This window comes from Sphingomonas sp., from assembly GCF_019749955.1.
Classification (GTDB): Bacteria; Pseudomonadota; Alphaproteobacteria; order Sphingomonadales; family Sphingomonadaceae; genus Sphingomonas.
Window position 1 is genome coordinate 75,015 of sequence record NZ_JAIEPC010000033.1, and the last position, 19,596, is coordinate 94,610.

Below are 19,596 nucleotides of genomic sequence, written 5' to 3' on the forward strand. Positions count from 1 at the left end.
GTCGCAGAGATGCTGCACATGCTCACGTTGGTTAAAAGGTGCGGTTTCGTCTCTCGATTTGCAAGGGTCGCAATGAAAACATTCAGTTACACAAATATTTCGACTGACGGTCAGAGCGCGCGACCGAGCCGCAGGAACTTCTCGCGTCGCCCCGCAACCAAGGCGTCGCGTGATCGCAGCACCAGTGGGGCGAGTTCTTCGGCGATTGCCGTGGCGGTGCGGCGCATCGTGAGCGCGTGGTCGCGGTGCGCGCCGCCGGCGGGTTCATAGATGATCCGGTCGATCACGCCGAGCCGCAGCAAGTCGGCGGCGGTGATCCGCATCGCTTCGGCGGCCTCCCCCGCATGATCGGCACTGCGCCACAGGATCGACGCACAGCCTTCGGGCGAAATCACCGAATAGACCGAATGTTCGAACATCAGCACACGGTCGGCGGAGGAGATCGCCACCGCGCCGCCCGATCCGCCTTCGCCGGTGATAATCGCAATCATCGGCACGCCAAGCGACAGGCACCGCTCGGTCGAGCGCGCGATGGCCTCGGCCTGACCGCGCTCTTCGGCATCGAGCCCGGGGAAAGCACCGGGGGTGTCGACTAAGGTGATCACGGGCAGCCCGAAGCGGTCGGCCAAATCCATCAGCCGGATCGCCTTGCGGTATCCCTCGGGCCGCGCCATCCCGAAGTTATGCTTGAGGCGGCTGGTGGTGTCCTCGCCCTTGGCATGGCCGATCACCAGCACCGACCGGCCCTGAAACTTGGCGAGGCCACCGATCAGCGCCTGATCATCGGCAAAGGCACGGTCACCGGCGAGCGGCATGAAGTCGGTGAACAGCCCGCCCACGAAATGGCTGAAATGCGGGCGCGCCGGGTGGCGCGCGACTTGCGCGCGCTGCCACGGGGTCAACTGGCTATAGAGGTGCGCGAGCTGGCGCTGCGCGCGTTCCTCCATCTGCCGCGCTTCATTCTCATGCGCGCCGTCGCGCCGCAGTTGGACGGCGTTCTTGTCGAGCAGCTCGATCGCTTTTTCGAAGGGCAGATAGTGCATGCGCGCTTCCGTCAGACCGTCATCGCCATGCCGCGATAGATGCGCGCACGGTAGCGCGAATCCTCGGCATCGGGCAGCGGCGCCCCGAGCAACAGCACCGCACGGGCAAAGCGCTTCACTTCTTCGAGATGCTCGTCGAGATCGCGCGGCTCCTCCGACTGGACGCGGCGGGTGAGGTTGACCTGATTGACCGGCACGTCGTGCACCAGTCGCTCATTCTCGACCGCGAGCGTCGCGGTGAAGGCATGCAAGGTCGTCTTGATGAAATTGGCGAGTGCGAAGGCCGGACTCTTGTCGCCCATTGCGACATCGGGCGAGGCCAGCACGAGCTGGCAATCATCATAAAGCGAGGCCTTGCGCGCGACGCGGAAGTGGTTGGTCAGATTGTCGGCGACCAACTGCCGGAAAGCGTCGGGCGTCAGCGGCGCGTCGAGCTCGAACAGCCGCTGCGGCAACGGTTCGAACGGCGTCGACAGGATCGTCGTCGGGCGGCCCCAGTGCAGCAGCGCGGCATTCATCGCGCCTTCGATGCCGCTTTCGGCAACGATCGACGGCAGATCGGCATCGGGCAGATCGGCCAGCTCGGTCTTGAGCGCGGCATAGCCTTCCGCCGTCTTGGTGATCAGCACCACGCGCGCAACATGGCAGTCATTGACGAAGGCGCGCACCGTTTCGGCGATGTAATCGACCAGATGCTCGCCGATGATCCACACGGTCTTGCCGCGCATCGCCTCGAGCCGTTCGGCCTTCGGGCTGCCGAACAGCTCGCGCTCGGTGGTCGAACGTTCGACGCTCAGGCCACCCGAGGGCATGAAAGTTTCGCCCGAGACGGCGCGGTCGGCGAGGAAAAACACGGTCGCCTGCGCGACATCGGTTTCGGTCGGCATCTTGCCGAGGTGGAGCTTCGACAGCACCCCGCCGCCGACCTTCTTGGCTTCGATCGCGATCCTGTCGGCGGGCAGGAAGGGCTTGTCGGCGGGCGGCGAGCGCAGCAGCCAGTTGCTGTTGGCTTCCTCCGTGTCGGGCCGATCGGCCCAGCCCGGCGAATCGAGGAAATAGCCGCCCTTGCGCAACCGCGAGACGAGCGCGGCTGCAATCGGCGGGGTCAACAGATACTGGTCCCAGGTGCAAACGCCGTCGCCTTCGCGCGCGCAGGCAAGCGCCAGATCGCGGATTTCGCGCGGGTTGTTGGTGTCGTGCGACATCCGCACGGTGTCGTTGCGGGCAAGCCGGGTGAGCAAAGCCTCGACACGCACCCCGCGCCGCAAGGCCTTGACCGACGCCGCGTGGATGGCGTTCAGCCGCTTGTTTTCGAGGATCAGCTTGCCGCGCCGCTCGAACAGCCCGGGCTTGCCGCCCGTGCCCGCCAGCCGGTCGCCGTCGACCGGGCCGGGCGCAATCGCGTTGAACTGGACTTCGGGGCCAAGGTAGCGCGCCATGCTCTCGACCATCGCGCGTTGGCCCGATTTTGACACGGCATAATCGGCGCGATTGGGATAGGCGACCGCGAGATATTTCTCACCGCCGAAATAGGACGAGACGTTGAGGATATAGCCCGAACCCTGCGCCTTCATCAGCGGCACGACATGGTGCATCAGGAAATAATTCGACACCAGATTGGCATCGAGCGTGTAGTTCCATGCATCGACGCTCATGTCGACGACCATGTCCTCGGCGCCCGCGACACCGGCATTGTTGATCAGATAGTCGATCCGGCCAAAGGCTTTGAGCGTCGCGTCGACCGCCCCTTTGAGCGACTCGAAATTGCTGACATCGACATTGGCGAGTGTCTGCACCCGGCGTTCGACCCCGGCAAAGCCGATGTCTTCGAGCTCGGATACGATCCGCGCGCGGGCCACTGCGAGTTCGCTGTCGCGGCGTGCGACCATCATCACCTTGGCGCCTGCAAGCGCCAGCAACCGCGCGACTTGCCCGCCGATCCCGGCCGAGCCGCCGGTGATCAGTGCAACCTTGCCGAGGTGCAAGCCGGTGATGTTCTCGCTGAACCCCGGCATCGCCTTGCGCGATCCGGTCGCGTCGCCGATGCTGGCGGGCACATAGAGCGTGACTTCGCGGATCTTGCTTTCCTTGAGCAAAATGCGCGCGGCATGCCCGGCGGTGAAGCGCGTATTCTCGGCTTCGGCATTGGTGAAGCGCACGATCTGATTGCCCCATTCGGCCTGCCGACGGCGGCCGTGCGCGACATCGATCTCCGATTCGTCGCGCCAGATGCGGATGAGCTGTTCTACGCTCGCGCGCAGCATCTGCGCATAGACATCGCCCTTGCCGTCGCTCGGGTTGGTGAGGAAGACGAAGCGCGGCTCCTGCAGCAGATTGTCGTGCCGCTTCCAGTAACGGCTGAGCGTGCGGGCGAGCGCGATGCTGCCTGCGAGTTCGACGTCCATGAAGCTCACAACATCCTCGTCGCTGGCATCGACCAGATCGCCGACCAACTCGCCCGGCCCGAGCACCGGCATGAACACCGCCGCCGTGATTGGCGCGTTTTCCTGCGTGTACGCTTCGAGCGCGGCTTCCATCGCCGCCGGCTCGGTACGGTTGAAGCGGATGATGCTGAGTTTGTCGCCGACATCCTCGGCCTTGGCGCGCGCCTGCGCGATGGCGACATCGGCTTGCCGCGTCAGCCCGAGCAGCACTTGGGCGCCGCATGCGATCTGGATGCGCGCCATCTCCAGCGCTTCCTCCCAGCCATCGCCCGCCGCGATCAGCACCGCGAGCCCCGATCCATCCATCGACCGCATCGTCGGGCGCGACAAATAGGTCGATCGCTCTTCCTTGCGCACCGTCATGCCGTGCGTCACTTCGAAATCATGGCCGTTGAGCGCGGCCGATTCGTCGCTGCCCAGGAACACGCACGTGGTGGCGATGTCGGCAGGCGTCGGGAAGGTCTTGGCCTTGGCATTGCCGCCGGTTGCGCGTTCGAGCGACATCATGTCGAAGAATTGCGTCGCGGTGGTGCCCGCTTCGTCGCCGCGCATCTTGTCCATCGTTGCGAACACGCTGCGAATGCGCTCGCTTTCAATCGGGCCAGGGAAGACGAGATTGACGCGGATACCGCGTGGCCCGAGTTCCAGCGACAATTCGCGCGAAAAGGCATTCATCGCGGCCTTGGGCACGACATAGGCGGTGCGGGCATAATAAGGCGTGCGCGAGAAGATCGTCGACACGTTGATGATCGACCCGCCCTCACCCATCGCCGAGGCGGCGGCGCGCGACACATTCCACGCGACGCCGAAGATGTTGCGGATCGCATCGCCCACGGTCTCGCTATCGGTCGAGCCTGCTGTTTGGAGCGCGGCGAGTTCGTCCGCCGTGACGGGGAGCTGCTCAAGTGGTGCTTTCGGCCCCGCCGATCCGGCATTGTTGACCAGAATGTCGATGCGCCCGAAGCGCTTGACGATATCGGCAATGCCCGCGCGCACCGACTCCGGATCGCCGCCGTCGAGCGCCACCGTCGCCAGCCGTTCGGGCGCAACACCGGTTTCGGCGCGAATCGCTTCTGCCGCCGCATCGGTGCGGGCAGGCGTGCGCCCGGTCATCACCACCGTCGCGCCCTCGGCCAGATAATGGCGCACGATATGCCCGCCGAGGTTACCGGCAGCACCCGTTATGACGGCGATCTTGCCTGCCAGCCGACCGGTGGTCGCAGGGGTCGATGGGGTCGGTGCCTTGGCCATGTCACTCTCCAGTATAGCTTGAGGCGCTCAACGCCCGCTGCAACTTGATGTCTTTCCGAGCCTGGGGAGGGCTTGTCGTGTCTATCGCGGGTCGGGGCTGAACTGCAACGCTGCACAGCTCGCTCGCGTCGCATTACGGGTCAGGCGGCCCCGCTTCCGCCGCTGCCCATGCCTCGAGCAACGCATCGCGGCTGCGCAAGCCGAGTTCGGGCAGCGCATGGTTGACGACATAAGTCGCGCCCGCATGCCGGTTTTCCCACATCGACTGATGCGCCTCGGGCAGGCCTTCCCATGGCACCACGCTCGGCTCGGTCACTTCGAGCAGGCCGGCCGCGATCATGTCGTTCATCCGCGCGACTTCGTAAGCGTTGCACAAATGCGTGCCGAGGATCGACGCGGTCGGCATCAGGATCTTGCGCTGCCGCGTCCAGACCTGCGGCGCGTAGAAGGTGAAGCGCTGGCCGGTCAGGTCTTCGGCAAACACCACGCGGCCCGTGAACGGCTTCACCAGCGACGTCGAAACGCCCAGCGTATCCTGGCCTGCGCGCTCGAATATCAGATCGGGGCTGCCGCGCGGGTTGTCGGGCGAACGCAGGATCTTGCCGACGGCCGAGCCGAACGGCTTCATCACCCGGTCCTGATAATCGCGCACTGCCGCCTTGAAGACTTCGATGTCGAGCTTCGAATCAGGCAGGCGCGGCATCGTGTCGGGCCAGAGGAAATTCGCCCCCTCGCGCCGCCGGATTGCCTCCAGACTGACGATGCCTTCGATCGCGTCTTCGAGGCCCAGCGATTGCAGGAATTCGCGCTGGCCGTCGGTGGTGGTCGCCACCACGCTGCGCGCGTTGAAGCGTCGTGCCGCCTCGATGATCTCGAGCCCCTTCTCGTCGAGCAAGTCGGTCGAGCCCGGGCCGTAATAAATCAGCACCGCTTCGCCGCCGCGTAAGCCCGCCTTGCGCAGCATGTCCTCCGGCGACGCCGCCCCGGGCTTGCCCATGAAGCTGAAGTGATAGCCCGACGACGCGCCGTAGAAGGCGAGCGTCCCGCCTTGCGCCAACAACTGGAAACTGCGCGGGAACGCCGTCTCGCCGGCATGGCTGACGACATAATCGGCGAGATTGCCGCCGTTGAGCGCCTGATATTCGGCGACCAGCGGCGCGCCCGCCGCTTCCCACGCGCGGGCCTCATCGGCATCCTCGGGCACCACGCTGTAGAGCGCGGCGAAACGCGGGTCCTTGCGGTCGATCGCGCCGGTTGCCCCTTGCTGGCCGGTGATGAAGTCGGCGCGCTCGCGGCTCGACACCAGCCCCGTCACTTGCAGGCCCGTCCGCACCGATGAGCGCAGCGCATCGAGCCCGGTGCCGGTCGCGGCCCCTTCGACGAACAATGTCCGACCCGGCGCGATCTGCAGCGTGGTGAACAAACAGCGCGCGACGGTGCCGAGATTGAGGACATAGCTGCCCGCCTGTTCGAGCGTCAGATCGGGCGGGATCGCGTGCATCTGCGGCGCTTGCACCGTCAGGAACTGCGCATGGCTGCCGGTCTCGGTCTCATAGCCCTGAATCGAGAAATCGGCGTACATCGGGTCGTTGCCGACTTGCGGGGACAGCAGATCATTGGTGCCCGAATAGACGGTGACGAGATCGCCGACCTTCACCCGCCCCTCGGCCCGCGTCTCGCTGCCGAGTGCCGCGACCAGCGCAATGCCGCCCGATCCGGTGATCTGGACGTCTTCCTCATGGCTGTCGAACGGCGAGACCGGAATGCCGGTCAGCGCCCAGATGTCGTTGAAGTTGACCTCGCTGGTCAGCATGTAGAGCAGCGCCTCGTTCGGCGCCGGTTCGGGCACCTTGACGATAAGCTCGCGCTCATGGGTCGCGGGCGGGCCGAAGCGTGGGCTTCCGGTGTCGGGATCGCGCGCGATGCCGAAGGCGTATTGGAATTCCGGGATTGCGGTGACGCCGGGGTAGAAGGGCGCACCGACCGGGAGCAGCACGCCTGATGCTTCCAGCGCCTTGCCACGCGCTTCGTGTTCATCGTCCATCCACACGCCGTCGCGGCGCACGGGGAGCGGTGGGCTGACCTTGTCGATGAACTGGCGGATGCCGGTTTTGCCGCCCTCAGGGTCAACGATCGCATCGGCGAACAGGGCGGCTTCGCGCGCAAGGCCGGCAGCCATGCCTTCAGCAAGGCCCGTGTGCACGGCTTCGATCGCGCGCGCGCCCGCCGTGCCGCGACCTGCCCAGTCGAGTTGGCGCAGGATGCGCTGAAGGAAGTCGTCCTGCAGCACCGTGTCGAGGTCGATTGCGGCGCGGCTTTCCCAGCGCTCGGTCTGCGCCTGGCGTGCGGTAAAAGCAGCGCCGAGCGGACTGGCGGCACCGTGCTTCACATATGTCCGCACCGCGGCATGCGCCTGCGCCAGTGCATCGCACGCGCCGTCGACCAGTTCGTCGACCACGCCAATGCTCCGCGCTGCCGCTGCGTCGATGCTCCGCCCGCCGAGGATCAGGTCGAGCGCGTCGCGCACCCCTTCCGACCCGCGCTTGTCGAGCAGCAGCCGCGGCAGCCGCTGCGTCCCGCCATAGCCCGGCAGCAGCCGCAGACGGATTTCGGGCTGGCCAAAACGCGCGGTCGGCTCGGCAATGCGGTAATGGCAGGCGAGCGCAAACTCCATCCCGCCGCCGAGTGCCACGCCTTGGACGGCGGCGATGCACGGCTTGCCCATCGTCTCGATCTTGCGGAACGCGAGCTGGGCATTGTTGGGCAGCACCATCGCTTCGTCCCGGGTGTGGATTTCCTCGAGCATCTGGCGGATATCGGCGCCCGCCACGAACGAGGCGGTGCCCTGGCCGGTAAAGACCACCGCGACGACATCATCCTTGCGCGACAGATGCTCGACCACGATCACCAGCTCGTCGATCGCGCGTTCGTTGAGCGCGTTGACCGGCGGATTGGTGACGGTGACGGTTGCAACGCGCTTGCCGGGCGCCACGACATTGTACTGGATCAGGAAATAGCGATAGCGCTCGAACAGCGATTGCTCTTCGGACAGCTTCTGCTTGCGCTGCCAGATGTCGATCGCGGTCTTGAGTTCGGTGAGCGCTTCGGGATTGCGCAACGTCGTCACGTCGCCGACCCCAACGCCTTCTGGGCCGCCTTCGACCAAAGCGCGGACCATCCGGCGCATGTACTTGCCTGACCGCGTTTCGGGGAACTGGCTGACTTCGATGAAGTCGGCAGGCACCGCGACCGCGCCCTTTTCGCTGCGCACCAGCTCGAACAAGCGGCGCTTGTCGTCGATCGTCAGCTTGCGCCCGGCGACGGGCACCACGAACGCGAGCGGGGTCAGCCCCTTCTCGCGGTGCGGCGCACCGACAACGAGGACATTGCCGACGGGCGAATCGGGATCGAGCGCCTTGTCGCGCAGTACCGCGCCTTCGATTTCCTCGGTCCCCATGCGGTGGCCCGAGACGTTGATGACATCGTCGCTGCGCCCGTGCAGCGAGAAGGAGCCGTCCGCGTGGCGGATCGCGAAATCGCCCTGAGTATAGGCCCAGGCACCGCGCCAGCGGCGCCAGTAACCGTCGGTCCAGCGCGCCGCATCGCCGCGCCAGTCGGCCGAAACGCTGCCATTCTCGACGGTGAAGTTGCCAACATCGCCCCAGATCGTGCGCGCGAGATAGGGATAGGGTGCCGCGATGACGATCTCGCCCTTTTCGCCCATTTCGGCGGGGCGCCACGCGACGCCGTCGTCGCCGTCGCGCGCAAACGGCACGAAATCTATGGCTGCGTCGGGTTCTTCCACCCAGACGTCGCCCAAAATCCACGGCAGCGGATAGGCATGCGCATCGGGCCGCAGCGGGAAATCATCATTGCCGAAGAAATGCGTCCAGGCGATCCCGCCATGCTCGGTCGCCCAATAGCTGTTGATATATTGCGGTACGACATGCGCCATCCCGAATGCCTGCACGGAAGGGCTGGTCGGCTCGGCGCAGAAAGTCGCGACGCGCAAAGACGATCGGTCGTAGCGCTCGACGTCGGCGAGATTGGCCGGGTCTGACATCACCGATTTGAGGAAAGTAACGCCGGCCTTGAAGATGCTGACCTTGTGCTTCTCGATCATCGCCATGAAGCGCCCGGCGTGCGGGAACACCGGCGATCCTTCGGAGACGACCGTCGTCACCCGGGTAACGAGCGGCGCGCTGATCAGATAGCTCTGCCCCGTGATCCAGCCCGGATCGGCCACCACGTAAAGCGTGTCGCCGGGACGCGCGTCGAACGACACCTTCATCGTATGCGCGACACCGGCGGTATAGCCGTGCGCGTGGACGATCCCCTTGGGCTTGCCCGTCGATCCCGAGGTGTAGATGAAGAACATCGGATAATCGGCATCGACCGGCACCGGCCGCGACGACGCCCAGACGGCGCGGACGAAATCACTATCGGGCAGCGCGAGCAATTCGGCCTGCGTCGTCACCGCAAACCCCGCGTCGCGCGCCCTCGCCAGGATCGTCTCGAGCGCCGCGTCGGTCAGCGCGTGGCTCCAGCGATCGCGCTCCTCGCGCCAGATCACATCGGGTTGGGCAGTATGGCGCACGACGATCACCGCTTCGACGCGCGGCGGCAGGGTGACGAGGCTCGACGCAATCGCGATCCGCACGCGTGCGGCATCGCTGGTGCTGATCCGCCCGTCCTTGCCGAGCGCGATCAGTGCGCGGCCGACCCCGCGCATCACGTCCGAGCGTTCGACCGTGACTTCCCCGGCGAGCGTTTCCTTCACCGTATCGCGGATCGTCGCGGCATCCTCGTCGGGCAAGCCGAGATCGGTCTCTGCAAGGATCGCGAGCGCGGTCGACACGGGCACATAATTGTCGAGCGCGGGATCGGTATAGGCATTCTTGAAGGCGGCTACCTGCGCATTGCGATAGCTGCCGTCGGAGGTGACGATGACGCGCGCCCCCGCGTCGCAGATGCGATCCGACAGCGTCTTGTCGCTGAACCCGCCGAACACGGCGGTATAGACAATGCCCAGCCGCTTGGCCGCTTCGGTCCAGTAAATCTGCGGCACGATGCTCGGCATGTTGAGCGCGATGCGGTCGCCCGCCTTGAGCCCGAGCGCCTCAAGCGCGACGGCGCATTTGGCGGTTTCCAGCAGCAATCGCCTGCGCGACACGGTGAAACAGTCGACCGGCGCGCCGCGCCCGCCGTCGGCGGCCATGTCCCAGCGGTCGCCTTCGAAGATGACCGCGCTCTCGTCGCCGTGCCCGTTCAGGACGTGGCGGTCGACTTCGCTGAAGCAGGCGTTGGTGCGCCCGCCGACGAACCAGCGCCAGTGCGGCGGCTCGCTGGCATCGAACGCGGTGGTCCAGGGTGCAAAATCACCGGGCAGGTCGGGCGTGACGGGTGCGGCGGTTACGGCGTCCCAGCCGGTCCAACGGCCACCATCGCCCTTGGTGAGCCAAGCGCCGTTGGCACCCACCGAGCCGACGAACCAATGCAGCGTCGACGCCGCAATATCGCCGTGGAAAGCGCCCGGATCATTGAGGGCCGCCGCGCGCTGCGCTTCCCAGTCGGCGCGGGTCTTGACCGGATTGGTGCTGCTCACGCGGCGCGGCTCGGATCGCTGATCATCGGTCCCAGTCCCTGCACGCGCCACCCCCTTCGGCCTTGCCCGATCATTGCTGGCCCCGTCTCACGCCACTGCATGGCGGGGCCTTATGGAAGCCAAGCGACCACGAATCGCTCTATTTCGCAAGTGCAGTATTTTTTGTCGCGGTTAGAAGCCCAGATAGGGCCGCGCGATCAAGGCAAGCAGCCAGCCCGACATGGTGGCAAGCACCAGCAAGGTACCGATAATCCCCACCGAGCGCCCAAGCGTCAGCTTGTCGTGCGATCCGCGCAGGCCATAGGCATGCGCCAGCCGGACGAGCACGAACAGTGCCGCGACGATCGACAGCGCGAGCGGTTGCGCGCCGTTCGATTCGAGCAGACCGATCTGGGCAAGACCGATCGGCATATATTCGGTGAGATTGGCATGCGCGCGGATGGCCGCCATCAGCCCCTGGTCACCGCCGTCGCCAAAGGGGACGCGCAACACCATCCGGCGGTTGATGGCGTCGATCGACAGTGCGATCAGCAACAGGCCAAGCGCGGCGGCAGTGGCCGCGGTGATAATCAAGTGCATTGTCGCTCCAGCGGTTATTGGCTGGCACCAGTCTATCGGGCGGAAAGCGCCCGGCTGCAAACCGAATCAGGCGTCGAGCACCGCGTCGAGCATCGCCCGCGCCCAGGCGATTTCAGCGGGCGGGCGCGGCGTTATCCCGGCAATGATGATGACGGCTTTCCACAGCGCCCAGCCACGCCCGCGCGCGATCATCGCGCGATCGGCTCCAGCGGCGTCGAAAAACGCCGTACGTGCTGCACCTTTGAAATAGCTCCAGGCAATCATCAGGTCGCACGCCGGGTCGCCGACCGCCATCAGGCCGAAATCGATGACGCCGACCAGCCGATCGCGCGCCACGAGCAAATTGCCCGGCAACAAATCGCCATGCAGCCAGTGCGGCGCGGCCGAAGTGCCGGATGCCAGCGCCTGCGCGAGCACCGCTTCACCGCGCCGCCGCGCTATCGGGTCGCTCAAGTGCGTCAGCGCGGTTGCGGCTTCGTCGGCGTAATGGGTGAGCGGACCGCCGCGATGAAAATTGTCGTCGCCCGGGGTGATCCCGGCGTGCGGCGCGATCGCCTCGAGCCGGCGCAGAAACTGGCCAACGTCCGTCGCGAACGCGATCGATTCGCCCGATGGCTCTCCCGATGCGGGAACCCCGGCAAGCCAGGTGCGGATCGCCCAAGGCCAGGGGAAAATCGAACTCGGCGCGCCAAGCGCGACTGGTTTCGGAATAGGGATGTCGAGTTGCGGCGCGAGGAAGGGGAGCCAGCGATGCTCACGTTCAACCTGCGCGGCATAGGGCTCAGCGCTGGGGAGCCGCACGCTCAGGTCAGCGCCAAGGCGAAAGCTGCGGTGGTCCCAGCCGCCATCGATCGCCACGATAGGCAGCGGCGCAAATTGCGGAAATTGCTCGTGAATCAATGCCTCGACAAGCGCGGCATCGATTGTCGGCGTCGGGTCAGACATCGCACCAGCCTATGGCAAGCGCGGCGTCGCAACAAGGTCAGGCGGCGCGGCGTCCGGTCTGGACCAGCCACGAGCGCGCCTGACGTTGTGCCTCGGCAATTTCGCGCGCGGTCATGTCTTCGGCGATGTCGCTACGGCACGCCTGCGCGGCGTCGCTGCCCCAGACGGCAGCCAGATTGAACCATTTATGCGCTTCGATCAGATCGATTGCTGTCCCGCTCGCGCCGGTCGAATAAATAATGCCCAGATCATAACAGGCATTGCAGTCTCCGCGCGCTGCGTCCGCGATCCGACTTTCGATCAGGAACGTTGCGCTCTTCAGGCTATGCGCCATCTTCGCCACCCCTTTTGCACCCTAGTGATGCGGGTTGTGGCGCGGCGGGCGTCAATAAATGGTTAACGCGGTTAACCTTGTTCGATTAATTCGACGGCAATGTTGTCAATGAGACGCGTCCCGCCGATCCTTGCCGCCGCGAGCAGGCGCAGCGGTCGGCCAAGATCGGTCGTCGGCACAAGCGTTTCGGCATCGACCAGGGCGACATAATCGACGGCATCAAAGCCGCCGCCGAGGAGCGCAGCTTCAGCCGTCGCCAGCGCGGCGGCGGGATCATTGCCGCGCCCGATCGCCCGCGCGGCCACGCCCAAAGCGCGCGGGAGCGTCACGGCGCGCGCGCGGTCGTCGTCAGCGAGATAGACGTTGCGCGACGACAGCGCGAGGCCGTCATCCTCGCGCTGCGTCGGCACGCCGATGATGTCGATGCCGAAATCGAGATCGGCGACGAGGCGGCGGATGACCGCGAGCTGTTGAAAATCCTTCTCGCCGAACAGCGCGACATCGGGTCGCACCTGATTGAACAGCTTGGCGACAACGGTCGCGACGCCATCGAAATGGCCCGGCCGCGCCGCGCCGTCGAGCCCGTCGCTGACGCCCGACACCGAAACATTGGTGGCAAAGCCCGCCGGATACATGTCTTCGGCCGATGGCAGCCACAGGATCGCGCAGCCCGCATCGGCCAGCATCCGCGCGTCCTGCAACTCGCGCCGGGGATAGCGCGCGAGGTCTTCGGAGGGGCCGAATTGCTTGGGATTAACGAAGATCGAGGCGACGATCTTGTCCGCCACATGCTTGGCCGCTTCGATCAGCGCGATGTGGCCGGCGTGCAGCGCCCCCATGGTCGGCACCAGCGCCACCCGCAGATTTTGCGCGCGAAGGCCCGCGATTTCTTCCCGGAGCTGGTTGATCTGACGGATGGTTTGCACGCGCGATGAGCCTTCGATAAGGAGCCGAGCGCGGCCTTCTATGGAGGGACGGCGCGCGATTCAACAAGGGAAGCGGTTTGGCCAAGACGCACGTCATTGTGTTCGCGAACGAAAAGGGCGGGACCGGGAAATCGACCACCGCCGTGCACGTCGCGATTGCGCTGGCGACCAAGGGCGCGCGCGTCGCCGCTTATGATCTCGATCACCGCCAGCGCACGCTCGGGCGATATCTCGACAATCGCACGGCAACGATCAAGCGGCTGGGGCGCGAGCTGCCGATGCCGACCTATCTGACGCATGATGGCGACAGTCTGCCGCGCTTTACCGAACAGCTCGAGCAGCTTGGCGAAGGCGCCGATTTCCTGATTATCGACACGCCAGGCCGTGACGATCGCTTCGCGCGGATGGCGGCGCAGCGCGCCGATACTTTGGTCACGCCGATGAACGACAGCTTCGTCGACTTCGATCTGATCGGGCAGGTCGACCCGACCACGTACAAAGTCACGCGCCCAAGCTTTTATGCCGAGCTGATCTGGGACGCGCGCAAGGCCCGGGCCAAGGCCGATGGCGCGACGATCGACTGGGTGGTGTTGCGCAACCGGCTCCAGCATATCGAAGCGCGCAACATGCGCCGCGTGTCGGATGCGCTCGGCCAGCTCGCCAAGCGCGTCGGATTTCGGGTGATCCCGGGCTTGGGCGAGCGCGTGGTCTACCGCGAGCTTTTCCCCAATGGCCTGACGCTGATCGATTCGCGCGAATTTGGCGAAATGGGGCTGGGCCATGTCGCGGCCCGGCAGGAGCTGCGTGAGATGATGGCGGCGCTGGGCTTGCCTGAACCTGCTTTGCCGCTGTTCGCCTGATGGCCAAGCTGCTGTTCTTTGCAGCATTGGCGGCGGTCGCCTGGTGGTGGCTGCGCCCTTATCTCTCGCCACCGCGCGCCGACCGTGGGCCGCGCTTCGAACGCAGCCCCGACGAGGCGGAGGCGCGCGCGATTCTGGGTGTCGGCCCATCGGACGACGCCGACGCGATCCGCGCAGCGCACCGGCGCCTTGCCGCTGCCGTCCATCCCGACCGCGGCGGATCGACCGAACTGATGCGGCGGATCAATCTGGCGCGTGACGTGTTGCTCAAATCCGGGGCGTAACGACGCCCAAACCCCTAGCCAAAAGGCTCTCTTCGCTGATGACGCACCAATTCGATCGCACCTCGCTTCGCGAATATGACATTCGCGGGATTGTCGGCAAAACGCTGGGGACGGCGGATGCGACCGCCATTGGTCGCGGCTTTGCCACACGCGTGCGGCGCGCAGGCGGCACCCGGGTCGCGGTCGGCTATGACGGTCGCAATACCTCGGTCGAACTCGAAGCCGCGCTGGTCGCGGGGCTTACGGCGAGCGGCGTCGATGTCGTGCGGATCGGCATGGGGCCGACGCCGATGCTCTATTATGCGGAAAGCGTGCTAGAAGTGGATGGCGGCATCCAGATAACCGGCAGCCATAATCCCGCCGAGTATAATGGCTTCAAGATGGTGCTCCAGCATCGCCCGTTTTTCGGCGATGACATTCAGGATCTGGCGCGGCTGGCGGCGAGCGGCGATTGGGAGAGCGGCGCCGGATCGGTTGAAACCGCCGATGTCGTCGACAATTATGTCGACCGGTTGATGGCGGGCTATGCCGGTGGCGCCTATCGCATCGGTTGGGACGCCGGCAATGGTGCGTCCGGCCCGGTGATCGAGAAGCTGGTGAAGCTCCTGCCGGGTGAGCATCACCTGCTGTTCACCGATGTCGACGGCAATTTTCCCAATCATCATCCCGATCCGACCGAAGAAAAGAATCTCGCCGATCTGAAGGCGCTCGTCGCCGACAAGCAGCTCGATTTCGGAGTCGCTTTTGACGGCGATGGCGACCGAATCGGCGCGATCGACGGCCTGGGCCGCGTGATTTGGGGCGATCAAATCTTGTCCATTTTGGCGGAGCCTATTTTGCGCGAGCTGCCCGGCGCGACGATCATCGCCGATGTGAAGGCGTCACAAGCGCTGTTCGATCGCGTCACCGAACTCGGCGGCGTGCCGCTGATGTGGAAGACCGGGCACAGCCTGATCAAGACCAAGATGCGCGAAACCGGCGCGCCGCTGGCGGGCGAAATGAGCGGGCATATCTTTTTCGCGCATGACTATTATGGCTTTGACGACGCGCAATATGCGGCGGTTCGCTTGATCCGCGCGGTGCATATGATCGGCAAGTCGATGACCGAGATCCGGGGGGCGATGCCTGCGCTCGTCAACACGCCCGAAATGCGCTTTCAGGTCGACGAGAGCCGCAAATTCGCCGTGGTCGACGAAGTGCTCGCGCGGCTCGAGGCCGAAGGCGCCAAGGTCGACCGCACCGATGGCGCGCGCGTGACGACGCCCGATGGCTGGTGGTTGCTGCGCGCGTCGAACACGCAGGACGTGCTGGTCGCGCGTGCCGAGGCGCATTCGCAGGAAGCGCTCGATCGCCTGCTCGCGATGATCGACGCGCAACTGGCGGCCAGTGGGCTCGCGCGGGGGCCGCAGGCGGCGCATTGAGCGCCACCGGCGCATTTAGCTCGGGTCGCGGTCCTTGGTCTTGACCACCCAGTTGCGCTTGGCCAGCCGCACCATCGGGACACCGCAAAAGCTGCAGACGCTTTCATAGCGATCCGATCCTTCGGGTCGGAAAACGCGGCGCTCAGAGCGCTGGTGTTCGCCCGTCAGGCACCGTGCACGCCCCGTGATCCAGCCGATCATGGCCGACCCGTCCCTGCTTCTCGCATTACGCCCTCTCCCGAACTGTTGGCATTCTTTGTTCCAACATCGTCATGATAAACCGCAACAGCCACAACTGGAAAGGGGGTGGCATTCACGGCTTGAACACGTCACCTAGGATCATGGCCAGCGCCCCCCAGATCATCCGCGTCATCGATCTCGAAACCACGGGGCAGGCACCACCCGCGCATGGCGTGTGCGAAATCGGCTGGCAGGATGTGGCGCTGGGCGCTGATGGGCGCTGGGCGCTTTATGGCGACGGCGGCGCGCTGTACGTCAATCCGGGGCGCCCGATCCCGCCGATCACCCAGGCGATCCACCATATTCTCGACGAACAAGTCGCCGACGCGCCGTTCTGGCATGATGTCGCGCGGCCGGTGCTCGATCCGTGGCCGCGCCGCGTCGCGCTGGCCGCACACCGCGCCGATTTTGAGCAGAAATTCTGCACGGCGTCGCTCACCCACGGCGCCGACTGGATTTGCACCTGGAAATGCGCGCTGCGGCTGTGGCCCGATTCGCCATCCTTCTCCAACCAGGTGCTGCGTTATTGGCGGCGGCCCGACGGGCTGGAGCATGAGCGCGGCCTGCCGATGCACCGCGCTTTTCCTGATTCCTACGTCACCGCGCATCATCTGCGCGATATGTTGAACGCGGTCGGCGTCGCGCAGTTGATCGAGTGGTCAAAACTGCCCGGCTTGCTCCCGCGCGTGCGCAACGGCCCTGATCGCGGCAAGGAATGGCGCGAGCTCGAAGAAGAAGCGCTGGCGGTTTTCGCCGCCGATCGCGATCCCGATGTCCGCTTCACCGCCGAGACCGAGCAAGCACGGCGGCGCGGCGGCGGCTCGATTGGTCGCCAGACGGCGCAGGACAGCTTGCTCTAACCCGCTCGGCGCTTCGAAGTCCGTCGCCGACTAAACGTCGAGATTGGCGACGCTGAGCGCATTGTCCTGAATAAACTCGCGGCGCGGCTCGACGACATCGCCCATCAGCCGGGTGAAAATCTCGTCGGCGACGTCCGCCTGGTCGACTTCGACGCGCAGCATCGACCGGTTCTGCGGATCGAGCGTCGTTTCCCACAGCTGGTCAGCATTCATCTCGCCCAGCCCCTTGTAGCGCTGGATCGACAAGCCCTTGCGCCCGGCGGCGAGGATAGCGTCGAGCAACTGGCTGGGGCGCGCGACCATCGTTTCGCCCTTGCCAACAGCGACGGGGGCGTCGTCCTCCTCTTCGATTGCAGCATCGGCTTCGGCCTGCACCGCTGCCGCCGCTTTGGTCGAAACCAGCTTCGCCGTTTGCGCGAAGGCATCGCCTTGTTCAACCGCCAGCGCATGCAGCTTGCGGGCTTCCTGCGACATCAGGAACGCGGCTTCGATGATGTGATGATCGGTCACGCCGCGCCACACCCGCTTGAAATGGATGCTGCCTTCCTCGGTCAGGCTCGCCGACCAGCGCGCATCGGCATCCGCCGCGTCGAGCCCGGTCACTGCCGTTGCCAGCAACGCCGTGCGCGCGTCGCGGCTCAGCGCGGGGTCGAGCACCCCGCCCATTGCCAGCGCCTCGACAATCGTCGCGTCATAGCGGCGCGGGACATAGCGCATCAGCGTGCGCATCCGCCGAGCATGTTCGACCAGCGCGCGCAGATCGGCCCCTGATCGCGCGCCGCCGGCCCCTTCGAGCACCGACAAGGCAACGCCATTGTTGACCAGAAACTCGTCGAGCGCGGCGTCGTCCTTCAGATAGACTTCGGACCGCCCCTTCGCTGCTTTGTAGAGCGGCGGCTGGGCGATGTAGAGATACCCCTGTGTGATGATCTCGGGCATCTGCCGGTAGAAGAAGGTCAGCAACAGGGTGCGGATATGCGCGCCGTCGACATCGGCGTCGGTCATGATGACGATCTTGTGGTAGCGCAATTTCTCGATGTTGAAATCGTCGCGGCCAATGCCGGTGCCCATCGCCTGGATCAGCCCGATGATTTCCTTTGACGACAGCATCCGGTCGAAACGTGCGCGCTCGACGTTCAGGATTTTGCCGCGAAGGGGCAGGATCGCCTGATATTCGCTGTCGCGCCCCGATTTGGCCGAGCCGCCAGCCGAATCACCTTCGACGAGGAATAATTCGGCCTTGGACGCGTCGCGCTCGCGACAGTCGTGGAGCTTGCCGGGCAGGCCGCCGACATCCATCACGCCCTTGCGCCGGGTCAGCTCGCGCGCCTTTTTGGCGGCTTCGCGCGCGGCAGCGGCATCGATCACCTTGGCAATGATCGAGCGGCCATGCGCCGGATTTTCCTCAAGCCATTCGGCGAGCTTGTCCGCCATCAGGCTTTCGAGCGGCTGGCGGACTTCGGAGGAGACGAGCTTGTCCTTGGTCTGTGAAGAGAATTTCGGATCGGGCAGCTTCACGGAGACGATCGCGGTCAGCCCTTCGCGCATGTCGTCACCAGTGAGCGTCACCTTTTCCTTCTTCAGCATTCCCGATTTGTCGGCGTAATTGTTGAGCGTGCGTGTCAGCGCCGCGCGGAACGCGGCGAGGTGCGTGCCGCCGTCACGCTGCGGGATGTTGTTGGTGAAGCACAGGACGTTTTCGTAATAGGAATCATTCCATTCGAGCGCGACGTCGATTGTCACATCGTCACGCGTCCCGTTAATCGCGACCGGCTCGGGCATCAGCGGTATCTTGTTGCGATCGAGATACTTCACGAAGGCGGCAATCCCGCCTTCATAATAAAGCTCGACCGTCTTCACGTCCTCGTGCCGCGCGTCCGACAGGAACAGCCGCACGCCCGAATTGAGGAATGCCAGTTCGCGGTAGCGATGCTCGAGCTTGTCGAAATCAAATTCGGTGATCTTGAACGTGGCAGGCGAGGGGAAGAAGGTGACCTTGGTCCCCTTGCGCCCCGGTGCTTCGCCAACGACCTTGAGCGGCGCCACGGCATCGCCGAACGCGAAGCGCATGTAATGCTCCAGCCCGTCGCGCCAGATCGTCAGGTCGAGCCATTCGCTCAGCGCATTGACCACCGACACACCGACGCCGTGCAGCCCGCCCGAGACCTTATAGGCATTGTCGTCCGACGTATTTTCGAACTTCCCGCCCGCATGGAGCTGGGTCATGATCACTTCGGCGGCGGAGACGCCTTCCTCGGTGTGGATGCCGGTCGGAATGCCGCGACCATTATCCTCGACCGAGACCGAGCCATCGGCATTGAGCGTGATGTCGATCCGGTCGCAATGACCGGCGAGCGCCTCGTCAATGGCGTTATCCGACACCTCGAACACCATATGGTGGAGGCCCGATCCATCATCGGTATCGCCGATATACATGCCGGGGCGTTTGCGGACCGCGTCGAGGCCCTTGAGCACCTTGATCGAATCGGCGCCATAGTCGTTGGTATTGGGGTCTTCTGCCATAGCGAGCATATAGGGATTCACTCGGCGGAACGAAAGCAAAATGGACAGTCAGGATGCGCGCCGCCGTTCATCGCCGGTATTGCTTTTTGCCGGTACCATCGCCCGCGCAGAAATCGTGAACCGAGGGCAAGATGGCGATTGATCGACGACATTTCATGACCGGGGTGCTGGCAGCAGCGGCGCTCCCTGCCACTGCACTTCGCGCGGCAAGCAGTTCGCCGGAGCCCCGCCTCTATGCTGGAACGCCGCTGGCGAAAAACCCGCTCGCGCGCAGTTTTGCG

Annotated in this window: 13 protein-coding genes; 4 read left to right on the forward strand and 9 right to left on the reverse strand. The window is 65.1% G+C overall.

All coding sequences use genetic code 11. The features are described 5' to 3' along the window. Positions 1-110: 110 nt before the first annotated feature. The 7 genes from K2W81_RS09360 to panC form a co-directional block, all read right to left on the reverse strand. Complete coding sequence (locus tag K2W81_RS09360) at positions 111-1,043, reverse strand: acetyl-CoA carboxylase carboxyltransferase subunit alpha (protein WP_294103635.1); 933 nt, start codon at positions 1,041-1,043, stop codon at positions 111-113. Between the two features lie 11 nt (positions 1,044-1,054). Beyond that, positions 1,055-4,738: an SDR family oxidoreductase gene (locus K2W81_RS09365; RefSeq protein WP_294103637.1), complete on the reverse strand. Its 3,684-nt coding sequence runs from the start codon at positions 4,736-4,738 to the stop codon at positions 1,055-1,057. Between the two features lie 133 nt (positions 4,739-4,871). Next, positions 4,872-10,343: an AMP-binding protein gene (locus tag K2W81_RS09370; protein WP_294103639.1), complete on the reverse strand. Its 5,472-nt coding sequence runs from the start codon at positions 10,341-10,343 to the stop codon at positions 4,872-4,874. 171 nt (positions 10,344-10,514) lie between these two features. Next, a complete protein-coding gene (locus K2W81_RS09375) occupies positions 10,515-10,922 on the reverse strand; it encodes an MAPEG family protein (RefSeq protein ID WP_294103640.1) in 408 nt (135 codons plus the stop codon). 66 nt (positions 10,923-10,988) lie between these two features. Then, on the reverse strand, positions 10,989-11,867 hold the full coding sequence (locus K2W81_RS09380; protein WP_294103641.1) for an aminoglycoside phosphotransferase family protein: 879 nt from the start codon (positions 11,865-11,867) through the stop codon (positions 10,989-10,991). A gap of 37 nt (positions 11,868-11,904) precedes the next feature. Continuing rightward, the gene (locus K2W81_RS09385; protein ID WP_294103643.1) at positions 11,905-12,201 is read right to left on the reverse strand and encodes a hypothetical protein; all 297 of its coding nucleotides are present in this window, start codon (positions 12,199-12,201) and stop codon (positions 11,905-11,907) included. A 71-nt stretch (positions 12,202-12,272) separates the two neighbouring features. Next, complete coding sequence (panC, locus tag K2W81_RS09390; RefSeq protein ID WP_294103644.1) at positions 12,273-13,127, reverse strand: pantoate--beta-alanine ligase; 855 nt, start codon at positions 13,125-13,127, stop codon at positions 12,273-12,275. 77 nt (positions 13,128-13,204) lie between these two features. On the opposite strand from panC, the gene K2W81_RS09395 reads away from it, so the two are divergent. From K2W81_RS09395 to pgmG, 3 genes are read left to right on the forward strand one after another with little or no spacing between them, the layout of a single operon-like run. Further along, positions 13,205-13,987: a division plane positioning ATPase MipZ gene (locus tag K2W81_RS09395; protein ID WP_294103645.1), complete on the forward strand. Its 783-nt coding sequence runs from the start codon at positions 13,205-13,207 to the stop codon at positions 13,985-13,987. Then, positions 13,987-14,271 (forward strand): DnaJ domain-containing protein, encoded by a 285-nt coding sequence (locus K2W81_RS09400; RefSeq protein WP_294103646.1) that lies wholly within the window; start codon positions 13,987-13,989, stop codon positions 14,269-14,271. The genes K2W81_RS09395 and K2W81_RS09400 overlap by 1 nt, the downstream gene beginning before the upstream one ends. 38 nt (positions 14,272-14,309) lie before the next feature. Next, positions 14,310-15,692 (forward strand): phosphoglucomutase/phosphomannomutase PgmG, encoded by a 1,383-nt coding sequence (gene pgmG, locus K2W81_RS09405; protein ID WP_294103647.1) that lies wholly within the window; start codon positions 14,310-14,312, stop codon positions 15,690-15,692. 15 nt (positions 15,693-15,707) lie between these two features. On the opposite strand, the gene K2W81_RS09410 is transcribed toward pgmG, so the two are convergent. Then, positions 15,708-15,893 (reverse strand): hypothetical protein, encoded by a 186-nt coding sequence (locus K2W81_RS09410; protein ID WP_294103648.1) that lies wholly within the window; start codon positions 15,891-15,893, stop codon positions 15,708-15,710. A gap of 140 nt (positions 15,894-16,033) precedes the next feature. On the opposite strand from K2W81_RS09410, the gene K2W81_RS09415 reads away from it, so the two are divergent. Further along, positions 16,034-16,792 (forward strand): 3'-5' exonuclease, encoded by a 759-nt coding sequence (locus K2W81_RS09415; protein WP_294103649.1) that lies wholly within the window; start codon positions 16,034-16,036, stop codon positions 16,790-16,792. Positions 16,793-16,822: 30 nt separating this feature from the next. Here the strand turns inward: K2W81_RS09415 and gyrB are convergent, their stop codons facing one another. Next, positions 16,823-19,315, reverse strand: coding sequence for a DNA topoisomerase (ATP-hydrolyzing) subunit B (gene gyrB, locus K2W81_RS09420; RefSeq protein ID WP_294103650.1), 2,493 nt, complete (start codon positions 19,313-19,315; stop codon positions 16,823-16,825). Positions 19,316-19,596: the final 281 nt, after the last annotated feature.